Below are 26861 nucleotides of genomic sequence, written 5' to 3'. Positions count from 1 at the left end.
CGGCTCCCCCGACGGTGGTCGAGCCTGTCGAGACCCCGGGCCACACCTACAGTGCCGCCCGCTTGCTCGGCAGTGCGATCAGCGTTTGTTCCGGGTCGACGTCGACCGGTGGCCGGAGCCAATAGTCGTTGCCGGTGCGGATGATCGTCCAGTGCTGGTTGTGTAGCAGCAGGTGGTGCGGGTGGCAGAGGAGTATTCCGTCGGCAAGGTCGGTGTACCCGTTTTCGGCGAGCCATTCGTTGATGTGGTGCGCTTCGGTCCACGCGGGTGATCGATCGCAGTCCACCCAGCGGCAGCCCCCGTCGCGGACCCCCATCGCGGCGCGCTGTGCTTCGGTGAAGAGACGTTCGTCACGGCCGACGTTGATGATCTGACCGGTGTCGTCGATCTGGATGTCGCGGGTTCCGGTGTCGCAGAGCAGCCTGTCGATGGTTTCCTGCGAGATGGGAACGGGGTTGCCTTCGATCTGACCGTGGGCGGCGGCTTCGGCTGGCACCGGTCCATCCGTCTTGAGGGACTTCTCGGTGACGATGACTCGAACCGAGGGGCGGCGGCCGCCGAAGACTCGGCCCTGGTCGGCCTCACCGGCGATCTTCAGCAGCTGGACGAGGGCGTCGGCGGCGATCTGCTCCGTGGTGCGGGGGTCGTCCTGCATCCGTTTCGCCCAGGCGGCCTTCTCCTTGTCGACGAAACGCACCCCGCCGCGGCGAGGGCTGGTCACGGAGTCGAACACGGAAAGGACGAACTCGCCGTCTTCGGGGGCGAAGAGCCCATTCAGGCGCACCTTGCCGTTGTCCAGTCGATAGACCCGCAGGAACCGGTCGTCGTGGGCCTGCTTCTCGCGGGCGGCGATGCCGGCCTCGTCGAGCTGGTCGCGCAGACGCCGGGCGAGCTTGAAGACCTGGTCGATGTTCAGTGACGCGGCCTCGACAAGGAGGGATTCGAGGGCGGTGCCAAGCTTCTCGGCAGTGACCGCGGCGTCGATCTGGCCAAGACCGGAACGGATCGACTCGGCCGCGTCGACCGAGAGGGTGCCGTCGGTGACCGCCCGTGCGATCGGCGCCTGCCACGGAACCTTCGCCACGAACTCCGCGACCGCGGCGGGATCCGCGTCGGGCGACTCCACGGCCGCCTCGACCAGTTTCTCCGCCGCTTCAGCATCGGCCATCATCAGGCCGACCGCGACGAGCTTGAACGCGTCGTTCTTCGTCGACCCGGTCACCGTCTGGATGAGTGCCTCGGGCGAGAGGAAGCCCTGCTGCGCGGCCAGGCCGGAGTGCCCGAGCTCGGGCCGGGAGCGGCGGGCGATGGTCGCCGCCATCCAGGCGGAGCGGGTATCCAAGAGGCGGCGAGCGGCCGCGATCTGCTTATGACCGGCCAGCACCTCGGCGTCGGCGAGGGCCTCGTAGTCGGCGCAGGACGAGCCCAGGCGGGCGACGGCATCCGTCGCCGTTCTGAGGTCGTCTGCGGTGGTGGTCATGCGTCGAGGATAGCAGAGTTGGTACGTGTAGTCGAGAGTCTGTCATATATTTATGGACAGACATTCGAAGTCGCGTTCTAAGCAGTCAAGGGTTGTCTCGCCGGGTCTCGACAGGCTCGACAACCGGGAGCGGGTTGTCTCGCCGGGTCTCGACAGGCTCGACCACCGGGAGCGGTACGGCTCGCCGGGTCTCGACAGGCTCGACCACCGAGGGTGGCTTGCCGGGTCTCGACGGGCTCGACCACCGGGAGCGGGCTCGACCACCGGGAGTTGGGTTCGACCGCGGGTCTCGACAGGCTCGACCACCGGGGGTGGAATCGAAGGCAGGACGAGACGCCACGGCGGCGATCATGCGAAACTCAGCTTTCTGTCGTGGGCGCCACCTACGCTGGAGGAGTGCGCCGCATCCTCTTCGATTCCCCCATCAGCCGGGCGGGCTATCTCTACGCCACGACGGTCGGTCTGATCTGGGGATCCATCTGGAGCACGGGCAAGGTCGAGCGCCGGGCCGGGCTCGTCGTCTTCCGCGGGATGCCCACCTGGGCTTTCGGTCGCGGTGGATCCTGCGTGGGTGGTTGCTACCTGACCAACCAGAATGTGTCGACGGCCATCCTCGAGCATGAGGCTGTGCACAAACGCCAGTGGCAGCGCTTCGGCATGGTTTTTCCGCTGCTCTACCTGATGGCCGGCCGCAATCCGCTGCGCAACCGCTTCGAGATCGAAGCCGGCCTTGAAAAAGGCGGCTATGTCAAGTAACAGCGTGCCGAGCAACAGCTCTGCCCAGTGACCCAGGGGGACAAAAAATGACCAAACGCACCATCGTGATCACGGGTGCCAGCGACGGGATCGGCGCCGCCGCCGCGCGGGCGCTCAGCCGGTCGGGCGACCGTGTCGTACTGGTCGGCCGCTCGCCGTCCAAGACGGCCGCGGCTGCAGAGGCGCTGGGCGCCGACTTCCTCGTTGCCGACTTCGCCGACCTCGACCAGGTGCGCACCCTTGCGGCCGAACTGCAGGAACGCTACCCGCGCATCGACGTGCTCGCCAACAACGCGGGCGGCATCATGGGCGACCGCGCGACCACCGTGGACGGCCACGAGAAGACTTTCCAGGTCAACCACCTCGCCCCGTTCCTGCTCACCACCCTGCTCATGGATCGACTCGTCGCCAGCCGGGCCCGCGTGATCAACACGTCCTCCGCCGCCAATCTGCTCTTCGGCAAGATCGACCCGGACGACCTGCAGGCCGAGACGAAGTACTCCGCGAACAAGGCCTACGGCGACGCCAAGCTCGCGAACATCCTCTTCACCAGGGAGCTCCACCACCGCTACCACGACCAGGGAATCGACACGGCGGCCTTCCACCCGGGCGTGGTGGCAACCAGCTTCTCCACTGGATCGACGACCCTGATGCGCCTGATCTACCAGACTCCCCTGAAGCGGCTGCTTCTCGGCCCCGAGCAGGGTGCCGACACCCTGGTCTGGCTGGCGACCGCGAAGCCGGGCACCGATTGGGTGTCAGGCGAGTACTACGAGAAGCGTCGCATCCAGAAGGCCAACAAGCAGGCCTACGATCCCCAGCTGGCGGCCGCCCTCTGGGACCAGAGTTCGGCGCTCGTCGCCGGGCACTCCGCCCCTCTTCCCTCCTAGCCGAGGCGCGCCCGAGCGCGAGCGCGAGCGCGGGCCCGAGCGCGTCAGGGCCTAGTTGGGCTCGGACTTCCCGTCGCGCCAGTACCCCATGAAGGCAACCTGGCGACGGTCGACGCCCGACTCCGTGACCAGGAAGCGTCGCAGGCGCTTGATCACCCCGGCCTCACCGGCCAGCCAGGCGTAGAGCCCGTCGGTCGGGCATTCCTCCGGGACTTCCCAGAGGATGCCGCCCTCCGGCCCGGACGCGGCGTCGTCCGCGCGTGACTCCCCCGGGGCCGTTTGCGCCGCCCGCGGAGCAGACGGCTGCGAGGCCTGCTGCGCGGACCGGCAGTCACTCACCCAGTCGCGCACCGCCGGCTCGAGGAGCGCACCGCGCGCACCGGAGCGGGCCAGCCACGTCACGCTCACGCCGGCCGGGGCATCCGTACCCAGCTTGTCGTCGGCGCAGGGCACCTCGATGAACACCGCTCCACGCGCATCGCGGGGCAGGGCGGAGAGGATGGCGCAGATCGCAGGGGCAGCGGTTTCGTCGCCCGCGAGCAGCAGCGTGCGTGCCGTACCGGGCTGCCACTCGATGCCGACGCGCGGGTTCTCACCGTCGGCATCCGGGCCGACGATAGCGACCCGGTCGCCCACGGTTGCCGCGGCCAACCAGCGCGCGGCGGGGCCGCCGGCCTGAGAGGCTTCGTCGTCTTCGACACCGACCCCCTCGCCGGACCCGTGCACGTGCACGTGCACGTGGTTCACGAAGTCCACGTCGACCTCCCGCAGGTGCGGGCGTGCCTGGCTCACCGTGTAGGTGCGCAGCGGGTTGCGGTGCTCGTCGGGCAGCAGGCGCCAGCGGTCGTACCAGGAGTGATCGTCCGGGAAATGCGTCAGCCCGGAATCGGCCAGAGGCAGCACAAGCTTGATGCGCTGGTCCAGCCCCGCCGTACCGAACCGGTGCAGCTCGGGGCCCGTGAACGTGACCCGGGTGAACGAGGTGGACACCCGGAGCACCTTCGCGACCTCGACCGCGAACGGACGGTAGCTCGCGCGGGAGCGGGTGGCGGGGGGCGCATCCGTCGAGGTAAGCATGCCCTAAGTATGGCAGGCCTTACCTAACCGAATCCAGCGGGAACCGGTCGCCCGGCATCGCACTGGCGAGGATGATGGGAACGGGACGTATCGCCGTCCCGAGTGAACCATCGAGTGGAGGATCACCATGAGTTACGCACACACCGTCACGGTCAACGTCTCGTTCGAGGAAGCGGTGCGAATGACCCGGGAGGCCCTGCTCGACCAGGGGTTCGGGGTCTTGACCGAGATCAACCTGCAGTCCACCTTCGGGGCCAAGCTCGGCCCGGAGGCCGCGGACGCGGTCGGCGACTACCTGATTCTCGGCGCCTGCAACCCGGCATTGGCCCAGCGGGCCGTGATGGCCGACCCGGGAATCGGCGCCCTGCTGCCGTGCAACGTGGTGGTGCGGCGCCACGCCGAGTCCGGCGAGACCACCGTGGAGGCCCTCGATCCGGCCATCATGGCGCAGCTCAGTAGCAAGCCGGAGATCAAGCAGGTCGCCATCGAAGCGGATGCCCGGCTGCACGCGGCCCTCGCCGCCGTGCTCGCCGGCGCCGCGCAGTAACGCCCGAACGAATTCGACCCACGCCCGTTCCGCGCCCCTGCTCATCGATGGGGAGCACCGACACGAAAACGCCCGGCCTCGAGGAGGCCGGGCGTTTCAGGTCAAACGGATGCTGCTACTCGACCGGGTAACCGGAAGCGGCCTCGGCGAGCATGTCGGCCTCGGCCCAGGTCGCGAGGTTCGCGCGCAGCTTCAGGCCGAGATCGGCGTCGACGCTGGTCCAGTACGCGATGGCGCGTTCGGTCACCTCGGGGCGCTGCACCCCGCTGATGGCGCCGGTGATGGTGTCGAGGAAGCGCGCCTTGGCGGCGTCGTCGTAGACCTCGCGGTACAGCGTTCCGGCCTGGCCGAAGTCGCTGTCCTCGCTGCGCAGCCGTGCAGCGGCGCGCAGCAGCTCGCCGTCGTTCTCCCAGCCGCCTTCGGCAGCGAGCAGCGGGTCGGCAACGGGGCCGCCCAGCGAGTTCGGAGCGTAGTTCGGAGCGGTCGGCGGGTTGTAGTGGTGACGCGCCGCGCCGTCCTGCGAGTAGTTGTTGACCGGCGACTTCGGAGCGTTGACCGGCAGCTCGGCGAAGTTGGTGCCGACACGGTAGCGCTGGGCGTCCGGGTAGGAGAAGATGCGCGCCATCAGCATCTTGTCGGGGCTGGCGGCGATGCCGGGCACGAAGTTCGCCGGGGAGAACGCCGCCTGCTCGATCTCCGCGAAGAAGTTCTGCGGATTGCGGTTCAGCGTGTGCGTGCCCACCTTGACCAGGGGGTAGTCCGCGTGCGGCCACACCTTGGTGAGGTCGAACGGGTTGAAGCGGTAGGTCTTGGCGTCTTCGTACGGCATGATCTGCACCGAAACGTCCCAGGACGGGAAGTCGCCGGCCTCGATCGCGTCGTGCAGGTCGCGACGGTAGTAGTCGGCGTCGGCGCCCGCGATGAGCTCGGCTTCCGAACCCTCCATCTCGATGTTGCCCTGGTTGGAGGTGAAGTGGTACTTGACCCAGAAGCGCTCGCCGGCGGCGTTGATCCACTGGTAGGTGTGCGAACCGAAGCCGGGCATCTCACGCCAGGAGCGCGGCAGGCCGCGGTCGCCCATCAGGTAGGTCACCTGGTGCGCGGACTCCGGGGAGAGGGTCCAGAAGTCCCACTGCATGGTCGCGTCCCGCAGGCCGGAGCCCGGCAGGCGCTTCTGCGAGTGGATGAAGTCGGGGAACTTGATGCCGTCGCGGATGAAGAACACCGGAGTGTTGTTGCCCACGATGTCGTAGTTGCCCTCGGACGTGTAGAACTTGACCGAGAAACCGCGCACGTCGCGCCAGGTGTCGGGGCTGCCCTGCTCGCCGGCGACGCTGGAGAAGCGCTGCAGCGTCTCGGTGGTCGTTCCGGGCTGGAACACGGCGGCCCGGGTGTACGCGGAGACATCCCCGGTCACCTGGAAGACACCGTGCGCTCCGCCACCCTTGGCGTGCACGATGCGCTCCGGGATGCGCTCACGGTTGAACTGGGCGAGCTTCTCGACCAGGTAGCGGTCGTGCAGGGCAGCGACTCCATCGCTTCCGACGGTGAGGGAGTGCTCGTCGCTGGCGACGGGCGTTCCCGTCTGCGTGGTGGTGGGCTTGATAGTCATCGTGCTCCTTTGTTCGACAGCGGTGCAGGTATGGAGAGTGTGGACGGTGCGGCGGCCGTGGCCGCCTGGCAGTCGGGGCAGAGGCCCCAGTAGGTGACCTCGGCGGTGTGCACGGCAAATCCGGAGTCATGCGCGGGCGTCAGGCAGGGTGCCTCGCCCACAGCGCAGTCAACGTCACGCACAGCGCTGCAGCGAGTGCAGACGATGTGGTGGTGGTTGTCGCCGACCCGGCGTTCGAAGAGGGCCGGGGAACCGGCCGGCTCGATCTTGCGGGCGATCCCCGCGCCGGCGAAAGCCGCGAGCACACCGTAGACGGCCTGCAACGAGGTGCCCGGCAGCTCGGCGCGCACGGCGACGAACAGGCGTTCCGCGGTCGAGTGCGGGGCCCGATCGAGAACCCGCAGAACCGCCAGACGGGGCGCCGTGACCTTGAGCCCGGACGCACGGATGCTGTCGGCAAGCGCGCTGGACGGCTCAGCTACCTTTACGCGCTCCGCATCCGTCATGCCCCCACGCTAACAGTTGTCTTGAGTCAATCAAAACACGACACGCGCGGACCGGGATGGTGGATCAGCCGGGCAGGCCCAACGCTGACTGGTAGACGCCGACAACCCGGTCCAGGAACGCCTCGATCACGAGTCGATCGTCGTCGCTGAGTTCGTCGGTGACTGCGGCCACTCCCCCGATCACCGGATGAAGCTCATGAAAGGCACGGGCAATCGATTCCGGAGCAGGGACGACGACGACTTTGCGCCGGTCAGACACGTGCGGATTGCGCTGCGCGTGACCGAGGGCCACCAGACGGTCCACCACCAGCGTCGTCGCCGCGGTGGAGATATCCAGCCGGCGGGCGAGCTCCCCGGGGGTCAGCGAACCCTCCTGGATCAGATGCTCCATGGCGGACAGGTCGGTGGAGTTGACGTCGAGCGCATTGCCGACCTGACGCTCGAAGGCCCGGGAGAGATGCACGATCTCGTGGAGCTGGAAGCCGATTCGGGCCGATTCGGGCAGGTCGGAATCGAGTGCCGGACCGCGCTCCGGCGCGCCGATCGACCCGGTCTCGGAGCCGGGAGCGGACTTGCGACGCTCTTCCATAAGGACATACTATGTCAGATATCGCTAGGACGCCTAGCAATTAAGCTTCTTGGAGGAAAACGTGCTCGCGATTCAGCGGTTCATCACCGGTCGTCGAACGGCCTGGATCGTTCTGGTCGGCACGATCATCGCCGTCGGCCTGCTGTTCTCCCTTCTCCCCTCGGACGATTCCGAGGAGTTTCCCACCTCCGGGTTGCCCACCACCAGCCAGGCCGCGCAGGTCGACGCCCTCCTCGCCGACTTCCCGTCCGCCGAGCAGACGTCCGCCATCGTGGTCTGGACCCGGGACGGCACCGGGCTGACGCCGGCAGACAAGACCGCCATCGGCCAGAGCGCTGCCGCCCTGGCCGACCAGTCGATCGCACCGCAGGCCACCATGCCGCGGTTCAGTGACGACGGCCAGGCCGCCATCAGCATCGTTCCACTGGATGCCGACGAGGCCAACGCCGACATCGGACAGACGGCCACCGACATCCGTGCCGCCGCGTCCGACGGTCTCCCGAAGGGCCTGGATGCCTATGTCACCGGCGCCGTCGGCTTCCAGTCCGACATCACGAACGCCTTCGCCGGCGCCGATGTGCGGCTCCTGCTGATCACCGTGATCGTCGTCGCCGTGCTCCTGATCGTCACCTACCGCAGCCCCGTCCTGTGGATCGTCCCGCTCGTCGTCGTCGGCATCGCGGACGGCCTCTCCGCAGTCGTGGTGGGCGCTCTCGCCGAACCGTTCGGCATCACCCTCGACCCCTCCGTCGCCGGCATCCAGTCGGTGCTGGTCTTCGGCGCGGGAACGAACTACGCCCTGCTGCTCGTGGCCCGCTACCGCGAGGAGTTGCTCCGCACCGAGAACCGCAACGACGCCATGCTGGCCGCGGTACGCGGCGCCGGCCCGGCCATCGCCGCCAGTGGCGGCACGGTCGCGCTCAGCCTGCTCACCCTGCTGTTCGCCGAGCTGTCGGGCAACCGCGCGCTCGGTTTCGCCTGCGCCATCGGCGTGGTCATCGCCATCATCTTCGCTCTGGTCGTGCTGCCGGCCGCCCTCGTGGTCTGCGGCCGCGGCCTGTTCTGGCCGTTCATCCCCCGTTTCGTGCCCGGTGCCGGCGCGGAGCTGCGCCCCGGTTTCTGGTCCCGTCTCGGCCGCGGCGTGCAGCGCCGTCCGGTCGTGGTCATCGCGGCATCCGTCGCCGGCATCGCCGCCCTCAGCCTGGGCCTGATCGGCGCCTCGGTGGGTCTGTCGCAGGCCGACCAACTGCTCGGCAAACCCGAGTCGGTGCAGGCGCAGGCCATCGTGGAGGAGTCCTTCTCGGCCGGCCTCACCAGCCAGACCATCGTGCTGGTTCCGGATGCGGCGGCGGCCGAGGCCACCACGCTCGCCACCGAGACGCCCGGCATCGAGTCCGTCCAGCCCGGTGAGAGCGCGAACGGGCTCACCCGGCTGAACCTGTCCCTTTCCAGCGAGCCCGGCAGTGATGAGACCTTCGCCGTCATCGACACCCTGCGCGGCACCTACGCCGACGCGTCGGGTGACGTGTCCGAGGCGCTGGTCGGCGGCAGCGATGCCACGGCGTTCGACAACAAGACGAGCGCCCAGGCCGACCAGGCCCTGATCATCCCCATGATCCTGGCGATCGTCTTCGCCATCCTGGCTCTGCTGCTGCGGTCCCTGGTCGCGCCGGTACTGCTGATCGTCAGTGTGTTGGCGACCTTCTTCGCCAGCCTCGGCGCCTCCAACTGGATCTTCCAGAATCTGATGGGGTTCCCCGCCTTCAACACCAACGTTGTGCTCTTCGCGTTCCTCTTCCTCGTGGCACTCGGTGTGGACTACAACATCTTTCTCACCACCCGGGCCCGGGAGGAGAGCATCCGGTTCGGCACCAAGGAGGGCATGGTGCGCGCCCTGTCGTCGACGGGCGCCGTCATCACGAGCGCCGGCATCCTGATCGCGGCGGTCTTCGCCGTGCTGGGCGTGCTTCCCGTCGTGGCCCTGACCCAGATCGGCGTCATCGTCTGCATCGGCGTTCTGCTCGACACGCTGGTCGTGCGCACCCTCGTGGTACCCGCGCTGGTGTTCCTCACCGGAGACCGGTTCTGGTGGCCGTCAAGTCCGGCCGCGAAGGCCCCGCGGGCATAGCGAATTCGACGGAGATTCTGCTCTGAACCGGGCGTTCGGGCTCAGAAACGGGTGTTTGACCGAAAATCTCCGTCGAATTGGTTCGACGCCAGGCTCGGCGGGCCGGGCTCGGGCGGCGTGCGGTGCTGCCAGCGCAGCCTCCGCTCGAGCTGGGCGCCGAGTGCTAGCAGCGTGGCCTCGCCGCCCGGCCGCCCGATCAGCTGCACGCCCATCGGCAGCCCGTCCGCGGTTTCGGCCACGGGCAGCACGAGGGCGGGCAACCCGCTCACGTTGACCATGGAGGTGAACGGGGTGTACTGCACCTGCTGGGCGAAGTTGCGCTCCCCGTCGCCGGCGTCGTACCAGCCCAGCGGGCGGGGCGTGAGCGCGAGGGCCGGAGTGAGCACGGCGTCGAAGCGGGACAGCTGCCGGATGAAGGAGCGCTCGTAGGCCGACAGCGCGGTGAGCGCTTGGGCAAGGTCCCGGGCCGACAGCTCCCGGCCCCGGCGCATCAGCCAGCGGGTGAGCGGCTCGAGCAGATCCTCCTGCTCCGGGGTGTCGGCGGGGATCCCCGCCGCGCCGGCCTGCCAGATGGTGCGGAAGGCCGGAGCATACGTGTCGTCGGGCTCCAGCGCCGTCTCCTCCAGGCCATGGCCGAGGGCCGCGAACCCGTCGACGGCCGCCGCGAGGGCGGCCAGGGCCTCCGGCGCGATCTCGATCGGGTAGGAACTGTCCCAGGCGGAGGTGGTCATCACCCCGAGCTGGAAGCGACCCTCTCCGCGCACGGCGGCGGCCAGCAGGGGCGCGTCGTCGCCGGGGGCGCGCAGGGTGAACAGGTGTTGCGGATGCCCGCCCCGGGGCGCGATCATCGCGTCCAGCAGCAGGGCGGCATCCGTCACCGTCCGCGCCAGCGGACCGGCCACACTGAGACCACCGAGCGCGTCGATCCCCGACGCGGAAGGCACCCGGCCACGGGACGGCTTCACTCCGACGAGGCCGCAGGCCGCCGCCGGTATCCGTACCGAGCCGCCGCCGTCGGATCCCGGCGCGAACGGAAGCAGCCGGGCTGCGACAGCGACGGCGGCCCCACCGCTCGATCCTCCGGCACCCCGGGAACGGTCCCACGGGTTGCGGGCCGGCGGCCCGGCCAGGGTCTCGGTGTACGACGGCAACCCGAACTCGGGAGTGCTGGTCTTGCCCAGGCTCACGCCGCCGGCGTCGTCGAGCGCACGCACGAGGTCGTCGGACTCGGCCGGGACGAAACCCCGCATGAGCCGCGACCCGAAGCGGGCCGGTACGCCGGCCCGGCGCTGCAGGTCCTTGTCGGCAAAGGGAAGCCCCCACAGCGGTCTGGTGCGCGGCACGTGCTCCTCGACGAAGCGGGCACGCTCCCTGGCGGCCTCCGGGGTCACTGTCACAAAGGCACCCAAACCCGGATCGAGCGCCTCGATCCGGTCGAGGTAGTGGTCGGTCAGCTCGGTCGGGCTGAGCTCGCCGCGCTGCAACGCCTGCCATTGTTCGAGTGCGGTCAGTTCGTGTGGGGCGGCCATCCCCCGAGCCTAGTCAGCCGGGCGGGGCGGCGAGGAGACGGTCAGGGGTGCGACAGCCCGGTCAACAACGCCTGGAACGACCGTGGCGACGCACGGAGAACGGATGCCGCCGCCCACGCGCCGGCCCACGGCAGCACCTGGGCGACGTTGACGATCTCGTACTGAACAAGCGACCCCGTCTCGTCCTCGGGCAGCACCTGGTACTCGCCGCGGTACCACCAGCCGCGCCGGAGCACGAGTATCCGTCGGCCGCGGTCGGTGTGCACGCTGCCGCCCCCGGATGCTCCGGCGGCCATGGCGGCCACGAGCCGGTTGAACACCGCATCGGGGCCGGCCTCGAGGTGGCCCGCGAAGGAGCGCAGCACGGTGTGGCGCTCGGGCAGGGTGGGAAGAACATCCGTCATCCCTTGATTTTACGCGCCAGACGCCCAGTAGCCTGAATCCATGCCCCACGCCGTCTTCACTCCGATCGGAACCACGGCCCTCGTCACGGGAGCCTCGAGCGGCCTGGGAGCCGGCTACGCGCACGAACTGGCCCGGCGTGGGGCCGACCTCGTGCTCACCGCTCGCCGCGGGGAACGCCTGGCGGACCTCGCCGCGGACCTGGCCGCCACGTACGGCACCGTGTGCACGGTCATCCCGCTCGATCTGGCCTGCCCCGGCGCCGTCGGCGAGCTGGTCTCCGACCTGGGCACACGCCGGATCACCGTCGGCACCCTCGTCAACAACGCCGGTTTCGGCACCTACGGCACCGTGCTGGATTCCGACCCGGAACGCGAAGCAGAGCAGGTGGCGCTGAACGTGCAGGCGCTGACCGCGCTCACGCACGCGCTGCTGCCCGGGCTCATCCATACCGCCCAGACGACCCCGGGCAGCGCGGCCCTGGTCAACCTGGCCAGCACGGCCTCGTTCCAGCCGGTGCCGCAGATGGCCGTCTACGCGGCCACGAAGGCCTATGTGCGCAGCTATACCGAGGCGCTCTGGTACGAGACCCGGGCCACGGGGCTCAAAGTGACCGCCATCTGCCCGGGACCGGTGAGCACGGAGTTCTTCGCCGTCGCCGGGCGCACCACCTCATCGTTTCGCGGCATGCTCACGGTCGACGACGTGATGCGCACCAGCTTCGCCGCACTCGACCGGGCGTCCACCCCTCCGCACGCGGTCAGCGGCCGGCGCAACGCCCTGCTCGCCGGACTCGGCGCCCGGCTCCCCCACCGGCTGGTCATCACGGCCACCGGTCGCCTGAACCGCCCGGCCGGCTGACCTGCGCGCGCCTCCCAAGCGCGCGTCGAACCGACGAAAAAGGGGGGTGCGGATGCCCGCACACCCCTCAGACCTGTCGGTTCACCGCCGGGACGGCTACTTGAGGCTCTTCTGCATGAGCACGGTGCCGAGCCAGCGGTCGAACTTGAAGCCGACCTTACCCATCCGGCCGATCTCCTCGAAGCCGAAGTCACGGTGCAGCTTGATCGAGGCGTCGGCACCCTGGTCGGCGACGACCGCGATGATCTCCTTCAGCCCGGCCGTTTTGGAGCGCTCGATCAGCTCGCCGAGCAGCATCCGGCCCAGGCCCTTGCCCGTGGACGCGGCGCCGAGGTAGATCGAGTTCTCGACCGTGAACCGGTAGGCGCGTTTCTGCTTCCAGGGACTGACCAGCGCATAGCCGAGCAGTTGGCCGGCCGGGGAGACCGCCACGATGAACGGCATCCCGAGCTTGCCGAGGTAGTAGAACTTGCTGCGCCATTCGGCCAGCGTCATCGGGTCGACGTCGAAGGTGACGGTGCTGTTGGCGACGTAGTAGTTGTAGATCTCCCGGATATACGGCAGATCGGTGATTTGGGCCTCACGCATGGTGAACCCGAACGGCGCCTCGTGCACGGGCGTCGGTCGCAGATGCCGGGGCAATTGCCGGCGCGGCTGGTATTCCTCTTCAAGCACAGCTAACTCCTCCAGAGAAGTCCAGATTACCCGAGGGACCAGTCCACCGGCGTCGCCCCGGCGCGGCCGAGGAACTCGTTGGCCCGGCTGAACGGCTTCGACCCGAAGAATCCGCGCCTGGCCGAGAGCGGGCTCGGGTGCGCGGATTCGATCACCGGGGTGTCGCCGAGCAGCGGCCGCAGCGTGCCGGCATCCTTGCCCCACAGGATCGCCACCAGTGGCCGATCGCGGGCGACGAGGGCCCGGATGGCCTGCTCGGTGACGGCTTCCCACCCGCGGCGCCGGTGCGAGCCGGCCAGTCCGGCCTGCACCGTGAGCACGCGGTTCAGCAGCAGCACGCCCTGGTTCGACCACGAGCTGAGGTCGCCGTCGGTGGCCGTGACGCCCACATCGTCACGCAGTTCCCGGCAGATGTTGGCGAGGCTCCGCGGAAGGGGGCGCACGTGGGCCTCGGCCGCGAAGGCCAGGCCGATCGGATGCCCCGGGGTCGGATACGGGTCCTGGCCGACGATGAGCACGCGCACCGCGTCGAACGGCTGGGCGAAGGCACGGAACACGTTCTGCGGCTCGGGCAGCCAGACCCGGCCGCTCCGGGTCTCGGCGCCGAGGAACTCCCCCATCGCGTCGATCTGCGGCCCGACGGGCGCGAGCGCCGCAGCCCAGCCCGCGTCGACGGCTCCGCTGCGGGTCAGATCCTCGGCGGTGAAGGGCATGCCGGCGTCAGGCGCCGAAGGTGCTCACAAGCACCCCGCCGTCGGCCTGGCTGACCCGCCAGACGCTGCCGGCCCCGACGACGCCGAGGGCACCCTCGCCGACGACCAGCGCGGTGTTCTCGTCGATGGCGAGTCCGCCGTCGATCAGGCCGGCCTCGGTGGCCGCGACCAGCCGGGACAGTGTGCCCCACTGGGCTGCATGCACCTCCACCGTGACGTCGAGCAATCCGATGCCGGGTTCGATGGTGATCTCGTCGAGGCCCTCGGCGGCGTTCCGGCCGCTGACCTCGACCCCGCCCATCCGCCAGCCGCCGATCAGGGCACGCTCGGCGGCGATCATCGCGCCGGCCGAGAAACCGAGATACGGGATGCCGGCCGCCACCTGGCGCCGGATCTCGCCGGCCACCGGGGCCACCGCGGCGAGGTAGGCAGGGGTGACTCCGCCGCCGATCAGGATGCCGTCGACTTCCGCGAGAGCCGTCAGGGCAAACTCGTCGCCCGGGGCGACGACGGTGATCCGGGCTTCGAACTCGCCGGCCGCAGACACCGCGGCGACCAGGTTGTCGGCGTGTTCGGCGCCGTCCCCGTCGCGCACGACCAGGATCGCAAGGAGTGGGTCGGTGCGACCGAGTGCGGCGCCGCGCGCCGCGGCCTCGGTCAGGAAGGCGCCGTAGACGGCCGCGTCGGTCTGGGCGTTCCAGCCGCCGCCGACCAGGTGCACGCTCACAGTGCGGCGCCCGGGGCGCGCTCGACGCGCTCGACGACCAGGGGCAGGCTGGCAGCCAGCAGGCTGGCGGCAGGCAGAGAGTCGGCGGGCAGGCTCGCCCCCGCGAGGCTCTCGACCACGGGCGGCAGCGACGACCAGGGGAACACGATCCAGGCATCCGTTTCGCACCACGTGAAATCGGGCACCAGCACCGTGCGGGGCTTGGTGTAGAGGGTGGCGGTGCGCACCTCGCAGGCGGTCTCGCGCAGCAGCGCGACGACCATCGCGAGGGTGTGCCCGGAGTCGGAGACGTCGTCCACGAGCAGCACGCGCAGGCCGGTCAGCGACGGAGCGTCGAGCATCGGTCCGGACAGGATCGGCTCGGGAAGACGCTCGTCGACGCCGGTGTAGAACTGCACGTTGATGCTGCCGCAATTCTTGGTGCCGAGCGCGTACGACATCGCCCCGGCGAGCAGCAGTCCGCCGCGGGCGATGGCGATCACGACATCCGGCCGGAAACCGCTCGCCAGCACAGCCGAGGAGAGCTGGCGGGACGCGTCCGCGAACACATCCCAGCCCAGCACTTCCCGCTCAATACCGGTCACATCACTTGCAGCGTCGTCCGCGTCGAATCCCATTTCCCAATGGTAGGTCACGGCGCGGCCGCCGCCGCCGCCGGGTCAGGCGAGGTGCCGCTCGTCGTGGCCGTCGTACAGTGAGAGCGGCCGGATCAGTGCGTTCGACGCCGTCTGCTCGATGATGTGCGCCGTCCACCCGGTCAACCGGGCCGCGACGAAGATCGGCGTGAACGTGAGGGTGTCGAATCCCATCAGGTTGTACGCCGGCCCCGACGGATAGTCCAGGTTCGGCAGGATGCCGGTGCGCGTCGTCATCCCCGCCTCGAGGGATTCGTAGAGCTCCATCAGGTCGGGCCGGTCGTAGTGCTCGACCAGGGTGACCAGCGCGGTGCGCATGGTCGGCACCCGCGAGTCCCCGTGCTTGTACACCCGGTGGCCGAAGCCCATCACCTTGCGCTTGGCGGCGAGGGTCTCGTTCAGCCAGGTCTCGGCGCGTTCCCCGGCGCCCAGCCCGAGCCCGATCTCGTCGAAGATGTGCATCACGGCCTCGTTCGCGCCGCCGTGCAGGGCACCCTTGAGGGCGCCGATCGCGCCGGTGACCGCGGAGTGCAGGTCGGACCGGGTCGAGGTGATCACCCGGGCGGTGAACGTGGACGCGTTGAAGGAGTGCTCCGCGTACATGATCATCGACACGTCGAACGCGTTCACGACCACCAGCTCGGGCACCTCGCCGAACGTCATGAAGAGGAAGTTGGCCGAGTAGCCGAGGTCGCTGCGCGGTTCGATCGGCTCGAGGCCGTGGCGGCGGCGCTGGTCGTAGGCGACGATCGACGGCATCTGCGCCCACAGCCGCAGGCCCTTGGCGCGGTTGGCCTCCGGCGACGAATCCGCCGCGTCGGGGTCGTTAGCCCCGATCAGGCTGACCGCCGTGCGCACGACGTCCATCGGGTGCGCCGTCATCGGCAGCTCGTCGATGACGCGCTTCACGGCGGGCGTGAGGTGCCGGAGCGAGCGCTCCTGCTCCTCGAACTCGCCCAGCTCGGCGTCGGTCGGCAGCTCCCCGTGCCAGAGCAGGTAGGCCACCTCCTCGAAGCTTTTCTGCGCCGCCAATTCCTGCACCGGGTAGCCGCGGTACAGCAGCGAGTTCGTTTCGGGGTTGACCTTGGACACCTGGGTGCGGTCGACCACGACGCCGGCCAGGCCCTTGTAGACGGTCGGTTCGTTCTGACTCATGTCGCTCCCTTGCGTTGAGACTTGATCTGCGGGCGGAACCGGGCTGCTACGAAGCAACATCCGGGTTGAGGGTGAAGTTGAAGACGCCGGAATCGAAGTGGCTGTACGACTCGTAGTCGAGCAGCTCGTAGAGCTTCGCCCGGTGCTGCATCTCGGGCAGCAGGCTGGTCAGCGACCCCTCCGCCTCGATGGTGTCGAGGCCGCGTTCGGCGGCCCCCATCGCGAGGCGGAGCAGGGACACCGGGAAGATGACGATGTTCATGCCGACATCCGCCAACTGAGCGGTCGTGTAGAGCTCGCCCTTGCCGAACTCGGTCATATTCGCCAGCACCGGCACGTCCACGGCAGCGCGGATCGCCGCGAACTCGGCCAGCGACGCCATCGCCTCGGGGAAGATCGCGTCGGCGCCGGCGTCGACGAGCATCTTCGCCCGGTCGACGGCGGCGGCCAGGCCGTCGACGGCACGGATGTCCGTGCGCGCCATGACCAGGAAGTTCGGGTCCCGCCGGGCATCCACCGCCGCGCGGATGCGCTTGGCTGCCGTGGACTCGTCGACGACCTGCTTGCCGTCAAGGTGCCCGCAGCGTTTCGGATTGACCTGATCCTCGATGTGCATCCCGGCGAGCCCGGCATCCTCGAGGGACTGGATGGTGCGCGCCACGTTCATCGGCTCGCCGAAGCCGGTGTCGGCGTCCACGATGGTCGGCAGGTCGCTCATCCGGGCGATCTGCTGGCTGCGGCCGGCGACCTCGGTGAGGGTGGTCAGGCCGATGTCGGGCAGGCCGAGGTCGGCGGAGAGTACCGCTCCCGACACGTACACACCCTCGAATCCCTTGGCCGCGATCAGGCGGGCCGAGAGCGGGTTGAACGCGCCGGGGAAGCGCAGCAGCCGGCCGCTGGCCAGGTCCGCGCGGAACGCGGCCCGTTTGTCGGCCGGAGTGACGTTCGAGTACAGCATCAGAAGATTCCGTTCGGGGTGGGGAGCGCGGCGAGCAGGCCGTTGTGGGCCACGATGGTGAGCTGGCCGAGCTCCCCGGCACCGAGCCGCGGCAGGCGTTCGGCCGCGCTGAGGAACCGTACGATCTCGCCCTCCTCCACGACGTCCTGCGCGAGGGTGCGGAACTTGTTCACGTATTCGGCCCGGCCGAACGGCTTGGCGCCGAGCGGGTGGGCGTCGGCCACGGCGATCTCGTCGACGATCCGGCTCCCGTCGGTCAGCTCGATCTCGACGCGACCGCCGAAGGCCTTCTCGGCCGGGTCGAGCGAGTGGTACCGGCGGGTCCACTCCGGATCTTCCGTGGTGGTCACCGTGTTCCAGAGGGCGATCGTGTCGGCCCGGCCGGCGCGTTCGGGCCGGTAGGAATCCACATGGTGCCAGCTGCCGTCCTGCAGGGCGACAGTGAAGATATAGGGAATCGAGTGGTCGAGGGTCTCCCGGCTCGCCCGGGGGTCGTACTTCTGCGGGTCGTTCGCTCCCGACCCGATCACGTAGTGGGTGTGGTGGCTGGTGTGGATGACGACGGATGCGACGTTGGCCGGGTCGACCAGCTGCGGGTGCTCGCGGTGGAGCTTCCGGGCCAGGTCGATCCACGCCTGCGCCTGGTACTCCGCCGAGTGTTCCTTGGTGTAGCTGTCGAGGATGGCGCGCTTCGCCTCGCCGTTGGAGGGCAACGACACCTCGTAGGCGGCATCCGGGCCGTCGAGCAGCCAGGCGATCACGCCGTCTTCGCCCTCGTAGATCGGGGTGGGGCTGGTCTCGCCGCGCATCGCCCGGTCGACCGCTTCCACCGCCATCTTGCCGGCGAAGGCCGGGGCGTGCGCCTTCCAGCTGGAGATCTCGCCCTTCCGGGACTGCCGGGTGGCCGTGGTGGTGTGCAGGGCCTGGCCGACGGCCTGGAAGATGGTCTCGACATCGAGTCCGAGCAGGGTGCCGATGCCGGCGGCGGCCGACGGGCCGAGGTGGGCCACATGGTCGATCTTGTGCGCGTGCAGGCTGATCGCCTTGACCAGGTCGATCTGGATCTCGTAGCCCGTGGCGATGCCGCGCACCAGGTCGCGCCCGGTCAGGCCGCGCGCGGTGGCGAGGTGTTGGGCGACCGCGACGACGGGCGGGATGTTGTCGCCGGGGTGGGAGTACTCGGCGGCCAGGAACGTGTCGTGGTAGTCGAGTTCGCGCACGGCCACGCCGTTGGCCCAGGCCGCCCATTCCGGAGACACCCGGCGGGAGCGCTGTTCACCGAACACCGTCGCGCCCACCCCGTTGAAGGAGCGCGGATGCGCCAGCGCCTGCGAGCGGGCCGCCACCACCGGCTGCCGGGTCAGCGACGCGGCAGCGACCGCGGCGTTGTCGATGACCCGGTTGATGATCATCTCGGTCACGTCGTCGTTCACCGCGACGGGATCGGCGGCGCACTCGGCGATCTTCCAGGCGAGCTGGTCGGTGCGGGCGAGGTTCTCGGAGCTGCGGTGCACTCGAACGTGGTGAAGCTGCACGATGGGTCCTTTCGGTTAGTCGGCCGGAACGGCCGCGGACGCCTGGACCGCCGCGAGGACGCTCCGCAGGCTCTGGTTGAGGTGGACATGGGTGGCATGGGCGGCCAGGGACGAATCGCCGGCCGCGACGGCCTCGACGATGAGCAGATGCTCGGCGGCGGCGGCTCGGAGCCGGGCCGGGTTGTCCCGGGCGAGGCGACGGATGCGGGCGAGGTGAGTGCGCACTCCGGCGAGCGCCCCGACGAGGAAGGGGTTCGCCACGGCGTCGTCGAGGGCCTGGTCGAACTCGTCGATCAGTTCGTAGTAGCGGTGCAGTCCGGCTTCGCCGTGCTGGAGCAGGTCGGGAGCGGCGAGGAACTGTGTGTGGAGGGCCTCGAAGACCGCCGGGTCACGGCGCTCCGCGGCGATGCGGGCGGCGTGTTCCTCCAGGGCGCGGCGCACCTCGTAAAGCTCACGGATGCTGTCCAGGCTCATCTCGGTCACCATGAAGCCCCGGCCGGGGCGCCCGGCCACCAGGCCGTCGGCGATCAGCCGCGCGATCGCTGCGCGCAGAGGGGTGCGCGACACTCCGATCCGGGCCGATTGTTCCACCTCGAGCAGCACCGTGCCGGGTGCCAGGAGGCCGTCGAGAATCTCGCCACGCAGCTGCCGGTAGGCGCGCTCACTCGCGCGAACCGGGGCCGTGCTCCCCGCCGTTGGGGTTTCTGTATACACAGATCACATGTTATTCCCTTTATGAGTGATTTGTGCCAGACTTCACGAATTCTATGTATACATAGGAACTTCAACGGGGAGGTTCGAATGTCAGGAGAAGCGGCAGCGGGGTATCACGACCTGTGGCACCGCAGCGTCGACGCCGACACGCGTTCGGCGTTCTGGCTGGAGGCCGCGCAGGCCATCGACTGGGTCACTCCTCCGCAGACGGCGCTGGAGGAACGCTCCCCCGGTACCTGGCGCTGGTTCCCCGACGGCGAGCTGAACACCAGCTACAACGCCCTCGACCGCCACGTGCTCGCGGGCCGCGGCGATCAGACGGCCGTCGTCTACGACTCGGCCATGTCGGGCACCCGCGTGCGTCTGAGCTACCGGGAACTGCTCGGCCGGGTCGAGCGTTTCGCCGGGGTGCTCCGCGCCAACGGTGTCGGCCAGGGCGACCGGGTGATCGTCTATCTGCCGATGATCCCGGAGGCCATCGTGGCGATGCTGGCCTGCGCCCGCATCGGCGCCGTCCACTCCGTCGTCTTCGGCGGTTTCGCCGCCAGCGAGCTCGCGGTCCGGATCGACGACGCCCGGCCCACCGTGATCGTGACCGCCTCCGGCGGCCTGGAACCGGGACGCGTGCTGGAATACCTGCCCCTGGTCGAGAAGGCGCTCGCCCGCAGCAAGGGCTCGGTTCGCGCCGTGATCGTGCGCGACCGCGAGATGGTCCCCGGCTGCGCCGCCGACTACGCGGGCACCAGCGACGTGGCCTGGCTGGACTGGGCCCACGAGGAGGACGAGGCGACCCCGGCGGCGCCGGTCAGCCTGCGCTCCGACGACCCGCTCTACATCCTCTACACCTCCGGAACCACCGGCAATCCGAAGGGAATCGTGCGCGACAACGGCGGCCACGCCGTCGCGCTCGCCTGGTCGATGGCCAACATCTACGGCGTCAAGCCCGGCGAGGTGTTCTGGGCGGCCTCCGACGTGGGCTGGGTGGTCGGCCACTCCTACATCGTCTACGCCCCGCTGCTGGTCGGCGCCACGACGGTCATCTATGAGGGAAAACCGGTCGGCACTCCGGATGCCGGCGCGTTCTGGCGCGTGGTGCAGGACTACCAGGTGTCGGTCCTGTTCACGGCGCCCACGGCCATCCGCGCCATCCGCCGGGTCGATCCCGACCTGCGGGAATTGGCGCGGCACGATGTGTCCAGCCTGAACGGGTTGTTCCTGGCCGGCGAACGCCTCGACCCGGAAACCTACCACTGGGCCAATGACGGGCTGCACTGCCCCGTGGTCGACCACTGGTGGCAGACCGAGACCGGCTGGGCGATCTGTGCCAACCCGCGCGGCATCGCCGATATCGAGACGAAGCCGGGTTCGGCCACGTTCCCGGTTCCCGGCTACGACGTGGCCATCCTCGATTCGAAGGGCAAGCCGGTCACCCGGACCGGGAAGGACGGCAACATCGCCATCCGCCTGCCGCTGCCGCCCGGCACCCTGCTCGGAATCTGGGGTAGCGATGACCGTTTCACCAGCTCCTACCTGTCGGCCTTCCCGGGGTACTACGCCACCGGCGACTCCGGCCATTTCGACGACGACGGCTACCTCTACGTGATGGGTCGCACCGACGATGTGATCAACGTCGCCGGGCACCGACTGTCCACCGGATCGCTCGAAGAAGTGCTCACCCTGCACCCCGCGGTCGCCGAATGTGCGGTGCTGGGTGTGCACGACCCGCTCAAGGGCCAGCGAGCGGCCGGATTCGTCACGCTCAAGGCCGGTGCGTCGATCGACCACGACACCCTCGCCGCAGAGCTCATCGCGCTGGTGCGGGAGCACGTCGGGCCGGTGGCTGCCTTCCGCGATGTGACCATCCTGGACCGGCTGCCCAAGACCAGGTCGGGGAAGATCCTCCGCAAGACCATCCGCCAGATCGTCGACGGCGAGCCCTACACGGTTCCGCCCACGATTGAGGATCCCACGGTTCTCGACGACCTGAAACAGGCCGTGCACGGCGTCAGCCCGCACCCCTGAACCCCAGCGTGACCCCCCACAGATCACCCGGCACCACCCCACAGTCACATCCCTTCACCGGAGCAAAGGAGCCCGCATGACGGAATCGCTGCAAAACACACTCTCGGACGGAGTACTACCGTCCAGGATCGACTACGTCGCGTACGAGAAGACGCCGAAGTTCATCAAGCTGAAGAAGCAGCGACGCGGATTCGTCCTGCCGCTGGCCGCATTCTTCTTCCTCTGGTACTTCGCCTTCGTTCTCGTCGCGGCCTACCTGCCCGAGGTGATGGCGATCCCCGTCTTTGGCAAGTTCAACCTCGGACTGGTGCTCGGCCTCGGCCAGTTCGTCACCACCTTCGCCATCACCATGTGGTACGTGTCGTATTCGAACCGCCGTCTCGACCCCCTCGGGGCCGAGCTGCGTGCCGAGCTTGAGGAGATGGACAAGAAATGATCGCAACCAGCATTCTGCAGACCCTGCCGGGCCGGCTGGCCCAGGCGGTCGAACCCACGGAGAACAACCCCGTGCTGAACATCTCGATCTTCCTCGCCTTCGTGGCGGTGACCCTGATCGTCGTCATCCGGGCGGGACGCAACAACAAGACCGCGGCCGACTACTACACCGGCGGCCGTTCCTTCACCGGCCCGCAGAACGGCTTCGCCATCGCCGGCGACTACCTCTCCGCGGCTTCCTTCCTCGGCATCGTCGGGGCGATCGCGGTCAGCGGCTACGACGGCTTCCTGTACTCGATCGGTTTCCTCGTGGCGTGGCTCGTGGCCCTGCTGCTGGTGGCCGAGCTCATGCGCAACACGGGCAAGTACACCATGGCGGATGTCCTCTCCTTCCGCCTGCGTCAGGGTCCCGTGCGCGTGGCCGCGGCGACGACCACCCTGGCTGTCTGCTTCTTCTACCTCCTCGCCCAGATGGCCGGAGCCGGCGGCCTCGTGTCGCTGCTCCTCGGCATCAACGACAAGGTCGGGCAGTCCGTCGTGGTCACCGTCGTCGGTGGCCTGATGATCATGTACGTGCTCATCGGCGGGATGAAGGGCACCACCTGGGTGCAGATCATCAAGGCATTCCTGCTCATCATCGGCGCATTCGCGATGACTGTCTGGGTGCTGGCCATCAACGGCTTCAACTTCTCCGCCCTTCTCGACACGGCAGTCGCCGCCTCGAGCAGCGGTGCGGCCGTCCTGGTGCCGGGCCTGAAGTACGGTACCAACCCGCTGGACTTCGTCTCGCTGGCCGTCGCCCTGGTGCTCGGCACCGCGGGTCTGCCGCACGTGCTGATGCGTTTCTACACGGTGCCCAGCGCCAAGGAGGCCCGTCGCTCGGTGGTCTGGGCCATCTGGCTGATCGGTGCGTTCTACCTGTTCACGCTCGTGCTCGGCTTCGGTGCCATGGCGCTCGTCGGAGCAGACGTCATCCTCGCCGCTCCCGGCGGCGTGAACTCGGCCGCACCGCTGCTGTCCCTCGCCCTCGGCGGACCGCTGCTGCTCGGCTTCATCTCCGCCATCGCGTTCGCCACGATCCTGGCCGTGGTGGCCGGGATCACGATCACCGCCGCCACGTCGTTCGCGCACGACATCTACATGAGCGTGATCAAGAAGGGCAAGGGCGACCCCGACGCCGAGGTCAAGGTTGCCCGTCGCACCGTCGTTGTGATCGGCGTCCTCTCGATCGCCGGCGGCATCGGCGTGCAGGGGCAGAACATCGCCTTCCTGGTGGCCCTGGCCTTCGCCGTCGCGGCGAGCGCGAACCTGCCGACCATCCTGTACTCCCTCTTCTGGCGCGGCTTCACCACCCGCGGCGCCGTGTGGAGCATGTACGGCGGCCTCGGTGTCACCGTCGGACTGATCATCTTCTCGCCGGTCTTCTCCGGCACGGAGACGTCGATGTTCGGCGCCGGCGTCAACTTCGCCTGGTTCCCGCTCAGCAACCCCGGCATCATCTCCATCCCGGTCGGCTTCTTCCTCGGCTGGCTCGGCTCGGTCACCAGCACTCGCAAGGAAGACCCGCTGCTGGCCGCGGAGATGTCGGTTCGGTCCATGACCGGGTTCGGCGCCGAGAAGGCCTCCGAGCACTGAGTCACGCAGCACGCAACACGCCGGCACGACCGGTTTGACCTCTGCTCCCCTCGACTGCACCCCAGTCGGGGGGAGTAGTGTCGTCCGCGGGCTAGAGGGCCAGGTCATTCGCCTGCGCCGAGCCTACGACGCATTACTGGAGAAGATTCTCAATGAAAGCTGCACGTTTCCACGGCCGCAAAGACGTCCGGATCGAAAACATCGAGGAGCCTGAGACTCGCAGCGGCACGGTGAAGATCGCCGTCGCCTGGTGCGGCATCTGCGGCACGGACCTGCACGAGTACCTGGACGGCCCGATCTTCATTTCGGAGCCCGGTCACCCGCATCCGCTCTCGCACGAATCCCTCCCGGTCACCATGGGCCACGAATTCTCCGGCACCATCGAAGAGGTCGGTGACGGCGTCACGGACCTCAAGGTCGGCGACAACGTCGTCGTGGAGCCCTACTTCGTCTGCAACGAGTGCCCGCCCTGCAAGGCCGGCAACTACCACCTCTGCGAGAAGATGGGCTTCATCGGCCTCGCCGGAGGCGGCGGCGGCCTGAGCGAGAAGGTCGTCGTCGACCAGCGCTGGGTGCACCCGATCGGTGACATCCCCCTCGACGAGGCCGCACTGATCGAGCCGCTCTCGGTTGCGCACCACGCCGTGGTCCGCAGTGGCGCGAAGGCCGGGGACGTCGCCCTCATCGGCGGCGCCGGGCCCATCGGACTGCTGACGGCCGCCATCCTCAAGGGGATCGGCGTGACCACGATCATCTCCGAGCTGAGCACCGCCCGCAAGGCGAAGTCCCTCTCGAGCGGCGCCGCTGACTACGTCATCGACCCGACCACCGAGAACGTCAAGGCCCGGGTGCTCGAGCTCACCGACGGCGTCGGCGCGGATGTCGCGTTCGAGTGCGCGGGCGTCAACATCGTGCTCGACACTCTGCTCGACGCCCTGCGCCCGGCCGGCGTGCTCGTCAACGTCTCCATCTGGGGACGCCCGGCCACGCTGGACATGCAGAAGCTCGTGCTCAAGGAGATCGACCTGCGCGGCACCATCGCGTACGTGCGCGACCACGAGGAGACGATCACGCTGGTGACGAGCGGCAAGATCGACCTCAAGCCGTTCATCACCGGACGGATCGCGCTGGACGACCTCGTGACCGAGGGCTTCGACACTCTCGTCAACCACAACGACACCGCGGTGAAGATCCTGGTGCACCCCTAGGTCGAATGCGTGACCACGTCAGTCTTTCGGTGCCAGCGGCCCCCGCGCGATTCGGGTGGGGGCTGCTTGCGCGACCGGCTTGATCACGATCAGGTCCAGATTGACGTGCGCGGGGCGTTCCACGCTCGACACGATCGTTTCCGCAATATCCTCGGCGGTGAGCGGAGCAGGCACCCCGGCGTAAGCCGCGGCGGCCTTCTCCGCGTCACCGTTGAACCGCACCAGCCCGAACTCCTCGGTGTGCACCATGCCGGGGGCCACCTCGATCACCCGGATCGGCTCACCGTTCAATTCCAGGCGCAACACTTCCATCAGGGCATGCGCGGCGAACTTCGCCGCGTTGTAGCCCCCACCACCGAGGTAGGCGACATGACCGGCGATCGATGTGACCGTGACGATGTCGGCGGCGCCGCCCTCGGCGCGGATCGTCGCCCGCAGCAGAGGCAGCACGGCGCTCGTGACCCGCTTGACCGCGAGCACGTTGATCTCGAACATCCAGGCCCAGTCCTCGATCAGCGAGTCCTCCACCGTGTCCAGCCCGATCGCCCCGCCCGCGTTGTTGACGAGCGCATGCACCGGCCCGGACGCCGCCAGGTAGTCGCGCAACGCATCGACGTCGGCTTGCCGGGTGAGGTCTGCCGTGAAGACCTCGGCTCCGGTCTCCGCGTGCAGCTCCGCCAGACGGTCCGCTCGGCGGGCCACCCCCACCACGTCCCAGCCCCGCCGGCGGAACAGCCGCACCGTGGCTGCTCCGATTCCCGAACTCGCACCGGTCACGACGACTCTCTGGGTTCCCATGGCTCCATTCTGGCCGGTGCCGCGCTGTGATGACTCCACGCACCGCCGGGGCGCCGCATCCGCCGCACCCGCAGAAACGCCGGGTACCGCTCTGGGACAACGCCCGCTGGATCGCCATCACTCTGGTGGTGGTCGGGCACGCCATCCTGAAGCTGATCTCCGAATCGGATGTCGCGTACGAGTTCTACCTGTTCATCTACGCCTTCCACGTTCCCCTCTTCGTCGCCGTCAGTGGATACTTCGCTCGGTCGGGACCGCTCGGAACGCGACAGTTGCACCGCCTGGTCACCGACATCGTGCTGCCCTATCTGATCTTCGAGACGATCTGGACCACGATCCGCTGGCTTCTCGGCGGCGAGTTCCACCTGGATTACTCGTCACCGTCCTGGACACTGTGGTTCCTGATCGCCCTGCTGGTCTGGCGCCTGGCTCTCCCCTTCCTCGTCCTGCTGCGCTACCCGCTGCTGATCAGCGTGATCATCTCGGTCGGCGCCGGGTACTTCGCGTCGATCGACTCCACCTTCGCGCTGTCACGCACCCTCGGCCTGCTTCCGTTCTTCGTCTTCGGCTGGCAGTTGCGCCAGTGGCAGCTCACCACGCGCTGGCAGAACCTCCCCGCGGCAGCGGTCTGGCGTTGGCGGATCGGCGCCATCACGCTGTTCACCGCTCTGCTGGGTGTCATCGTGGCGAACATCGGCGCCCTGCGGGAAGCGCAATTGCGCCAGTTCCTGCTCTATAACGAGGCCTACCCGACGTTCGGCTACGACCAGTTCTGGGCCGGGGGCATCCGTCTGGGCCTGATCCTGCTCGCCTTCGCCCTCATCATGGCGTTCCTCCTGCTCATGCCTCGGCGGCGCACCCCGTTCACGGCGTACGGCGCCGCAACCATGTACATCTACCTGCTGCACGCCTTCGTGCTGTTCCCGCTGCGGGAGACCGGGGTGCTGGGCGGCCCGCAGCCGGGCTGGGTGCTGCCGGCGATGATCCTGTTCAGCGTGCTGATCTCGGTCGTGCTCTCACAGCGGATCGTGCGCAAGGTCTTCCACCCGCTGGTCGAGCCGCGCGCAGGCTGGCTCTTCCGCAGGAAGGCGCGGACCGACACCGGCACGATCGTGCTGCCGCACCTGGAAGCGCCCGCCGAGACGCCCGCCGAATCACCCTCCGGGCAGCCCGCGTCCCCTGCCCGGCCGCCCGGCCCGCCCACGGAGTCGCGCTGATTCGTTTCGTGACGCTGTGTTGCAGAGCCGTTGCAGCGCCAACACGACGCTACCTAA

26 protein-coding genes are annotated in these 26861 nt (G+C 68.8%); 10 read left to right on the top strand and 16 right to left on the bottom strand.

The window, feature by feature from the left end:
* Window positions 1–46 precede the first annotated feature (46 nt).
* A complete protein-coding gene (locus AC0J5J_RS13500; protein ID WP_474898467.1) occupies window positions 47–1480 on the bottom strand; it encodes a DUF222 domain-containing protein in 1434 nt (477 codons plus the stop codon).
* Between the two features lie 396 nt (window positions 1481–1876).
* Here AC0J5J_RS13500 and AC0J5J_RS13495 point away from each other — a divergent pair, with 396 nt between their 5' ends.
* Together AC0J5J_RS13495 and AC0J5J_RS13490 are read left to right on the top strand one after the other, a co-directional pair.
* Entirely contained in the window at window positions 1877–2236 is a 360-nt protein-coding gene (locus AC0J5J_RS13495) for a Fe-S oxidoreductase (RefSeq protein ID WP_474898465.1), read from the top strand.
* 47 nt (window positions 2237–2283) lie between these two features.
* Window positions 2284–3126: an SDR family NAD(P)-dependent oxidoreductase gene (locus AC0J5J_RS13490; protein WP_474898463.1), complete on the top strand. Its 843-nt coding sequence runs from the start codon at window positions 2284–2286 to the stop codon at window positions 3124–3126.
* 51 nt (window positions 3127–3177) lie between these two features.
* Here AC0J5J_RS13490 and AC0J5J_RS13485 read toward each other — a convergent pair whose 3' ends face one another.
* Window positions 3178–4203 (bottom strand): siderophore-interacting protein, encoded by a 1026-nt coding sequence (locus AC0J5J_RS13485; protein WP_474898462.1) that lies wholly within the window; start codon window positions 4201–4203, stop codon window positions 3178–3180.
* Window positions 4204–4330: 127 nt separating this feature from the next.
* Here AC0J5J_RS13485 and AC0J5J_RS13480 point away from each other — a divergent pair, with 127 nt between their 5' ends.
* On the top strand, window positions 4331–4750 hold the full coding sequence (locus AC0J5J_RS13480; RefSeq protein ID WP_134424178.1) for a DUF302 domain-containing protein: 420 nt from the start codon (window positions 4331–4333) through the stop codon (window positions 4748–4750).
* 115 nt (window positions 4751–4865) lie between these two features.
* Here AC0J5J_RS13480 and AC0J5J_RS13475 read toward each other — a convergent pair whose 3' ends face one another.
* The 3 genes from AC0J5J_RS13475 to AC0J5J_RS13465 all read right to left on the bottom strand — a co-directional run bounded on the left by AC0J5J_RS13475 (window position 4866) and on the right by AC0J5J_RS13465 (window position 7457).
* Window positions 4866–6362 (bottom strand): catalase, encoded by a 1497-nt coding sequence (locus tag AC0J5J_RS13475; RefSeq protein ID WP_134424176.1) that lies wholly within the window; start codon window positions 6360–6362, stop codon window positions 4866–4868.
* Entirely contained in the window at window positions 6359–6868 is a 510-nt protein-coding gene (locus AC0J5J_RS13470; RefSeq protein ID WP_474898460.1) for a Fur family transcriptional regulator, read from the bottom strand. Before AC0J5J_RS13470 ends, AC0J5J_RS13475 begins: the two co-directional genes overlap by 4 nt.
* Before the next feature lie 64 nt (window positions 6869–6932).
* Window positions 6933–7457, bottom strand: coding sequence for a MarR family winged helix-turn-helix transcriptional regulator (locus tag AC0J5J_RS13465; protein WP_241972687.1), 525 nt, complete (start codon window positions 7455–7457; stop codon window positions 6933–6935).
* Between the two features lie 61 nt (window positions 7458–7518).
* On the opposite strand from AC0J5J_RS13465, the gene AC0J5J_RS13460 reads away from it, so the two are divergent.
* Window positions 7519–9585 carry an MMPL family transporter gene (locus AC0J5J_RS13460; RefSeq protein ID WP_134424173.1) on the top strand — a complete coding sequence of 689 codons (2067 nt, stop codon included), beginning with the start codon at window positions 7519–7521 and terminating at the stop codon, window positions 9583–9585.
* Between the two features lie 41 nt (window positions 9586–9626).
* On the opposite strand, the gene AC0J5J_RS13455 is transcribed toward AC0J5J_RS13460, so the two are convergent.
* A complete protein-coding gene (locus AC0J5J_RS13455) occupies window positions 9627–11114 on the bottom strand; it encodes an amidase (RefSeq protein WP_474898458.1) in 1488 nt (495 codons plus the stop codon).
* Between the two features lie 41 nt (window positions 11115–11155).
* Entirely contained in the window at window positions 11156–11518 is a 363-nt protein-coding gene (locus AC0J5J_RS13450; protein ID WP_134424170.1) for a hypothetical protein, read from the bottom strand.
* Window positions 11519–11558: 40 nt separating this feature from the next.
* On the opposite strand from AC0J5J_RS13450, the gene AC0J5J_RS13445 reads away from it, so the two are divergent.
* The gene (locus tag AC0J5J_RS13445) at window positions 11559–12377 is read left to right on the top strand and encodes an SDR family NAD(P)-dependent oxidoreductase (protein ID WP_474898456.1); all 819 of its coding nucleotides are present in this window, start codon (window positions 11559–11561) and stop codon (window positions 12375–12377) included.
* A 96-nt stretch (window positions 12378–12473) separates the two neighbouring features.
* On the opposite strand, the gene AC0J5J_RS13440 is transcribed toward AC0J5J_RS13445, so the two are convergent.
* The 8 genes from AC0J5J_RS13440 to AC0J5J_RS13405 are packed head-to-tail and all read right to left on the bottom strand — an operon-like array spanning window position 12474 to window position 19489.
* Window positions 12474–13052: a GNAT family N-acetyltransferase gene (locus AC0J5J_RS13440; protein ID WP_174722390.1), complete on the bottom strand. Its 579-nt coding sequence runs from the start codon at window positions 13050–13052 to the stop codon at window positions 12474–12476.
* Window positions 13053–13078: 26 nt separating this feature from the next.
* Window positions 13079–13765, bottom strand: a complete 687-nt coding sequence (locus tag AC0J5J_RS13435; protein ID WP_474898455.1) for a uracil-DNA glycosylase — start codon at window positions 13763–13765, stop codon at window positions 13079–13081.
* 7 nt (window positions 13766–13772) lie between these two features.
* Window positions 13773–14492 carry a Type 1 glutamine amidotransferase-like domain-containing protein gene (locus tag AC0J5J_RS13430; RefSeq protein ID WP_134424165.1) on the bottom strand — a complete coding sequence of 240 codons (720 nt, stop codon included), beginning with the start codon at window positions 14490–14492 and terminating at the stop codon, window positions 13773–13775.
* The gene (locus AC0J5J_RS13425; RefSeq protein WP_474898453.1) at window positions 14489–15109 is read right to left on the bottom strand and encodes a phosphoribosyltransferase; all 621 of its coding nucleotides are present in this window, start codon (window positions 15107–15109) and stop codon (window positions 14489–14491) included. Before AC0J5J_RS13425 ends, AC0J5J_RS13430 begins: the two co-directional genes overlap by 4 nt.
* Before the next feature lie 42 nt (window positions 15110–15151).
* Complete coding sequence (locus tag AC0J5J_RS13420; protein WP_134424163.1) at window positions 15152–16282, bottom strand: bifunctional 2-methylcitrate synthase/citrate synthase; 1131 nt, start codon at window positions 16280–16282, stop codon at window positions 15152–15154.
* 46 nt (window positions 16283–16328) lie between these two features.
* A complete protein-coding gene (gene prpB / locus AC0J5J_RS13415) occupies window positions 16329–17240 on the bottom strand; it encodes a methylisocitrate lyase (protein WP_134424162.1) in 912 nt (303 codons plus the stop codon).
* The gene (locus AC0J5J_RS13410; RefSeq protein WP_134424160.1) at window positions 17240–18778 is read right to left on the bottom strand and encodes an MmgE/PrpD family protein; all 1539 of its coding nucleotides are present in this window, start codon (window positions 18776–18778) and stop codon (window positions 17240–17242) included. Before AC0J5J_RS13410 ends, prpB begins: the two co-directional genes overlap by 1 nt.
* Before the next feature lie 12 nt (window positions 18779–18790).
* A complete protein-coding gene (locus tag AC0J5J_RS13405) occupies window positions 18791–19489 on the bottom strand; it encodes a GntR family transcriptional regulator (RefSeq protein WP_134424159.1) in 699 nt (232 codons plus the stop codon).
* A gap of 87 nt (window positions 19490–19576) precedes the next feature.
* On the opposite strand from AC0J5J_RS13405, the gene AC0J5J_RS13400 reads away from it, so the two are divergent.
* From AC0J5J_RS13400 to AC0J5J_RS13385, 4 genes are all read left to right on the top strand, one after another.
* Window positions 19577–21511: an AMP-binding protein gene (locus AC0J5J_RS13400; RefSeq protein WP_474898452.1), complete on the top strand. Its 1935-nt coding sequence runs from the start codon at window positions 19577–19579 to the stop codon at window positions 21509–21511.
* 76 nt (window positions 21512–21587) lie between these two features.
* Window positions 21588–21947, top strand: coding sequence for a DUF485 domain-containing protein (locus AC0J5J_RS13395; protein ID WP_134424157.1), 360 nt, complete (start codon window positions 21588–21590; stop codon window positions 21945–21947).
* Entirely contained in the window at window positions 21944–23581 is a 1638-nt protein-coding gene (locus AC0J5J_RS13390) for a solute symporter family protein (RefSeq protein WP_134424156.1), read from the top strand. Before AC0J5J_RS13395 ends, AC0J5J_RS13390 begins: the two co-directional genes overlap by 4 nt.
* A 152-nt stretch (window positions 23582–23733) precedes the next feature.
* The gene (locus AC0J5J_RS13385; protein WP_474898450.1) at window positions 23734–24789 is read left to right on the top strand and encodes a 2,3-butanediol dehydrogenase; all 1056 of its coding nucleotides are present in this window, start codon (window positions 23734–23736) and stop codon (window positions 24787–24789) included.
* An 18-nt stretch (window positions 24790–24807) separates the two neighbouring features.
* Here the strand turns inward: AC0J5J_RS13385 and AC0J5J_RS13380 are convergent, their stop codons facing one another.
* Window positions 24808–25587: an SDR family oxidoreductase gene (locus tag AC0J5J_RS13380; protein ID WP_474898448.1), complete on the bottom strand. Its 780-nt coding sequence runs from the start codon at window positions 25585–25587 to the stop codon at window positions 24808–24810.
* 29 nt (window positions 25588–25616) lie between these two features.
* Between AC0J5J_RS13380 and AC0J5J_RS13375 the strand changes: the two genes are divergently transcribed.
* Window positions 25617–26804, top strand: a complete 1188-nt coding sequence (locus AC0J5J_RS13375) for an acyltransferase family protein (RefSeq protein ID WP_474898447.1) — start codon at window positions 25617–25619, stop codon at window positions 26802–26804.
* Window positions 26805–26861: the final 57 nt, after the last annotated feature.

The organism is Cryobacterium sp. TS_SC_7 (genome assembly GCF_056156285.1).
The sequence above is the reverse complement of the archived record's forward strand: the minus strand, read 5'-3'. Positions and strand labels throughout refer to the sequence as shown.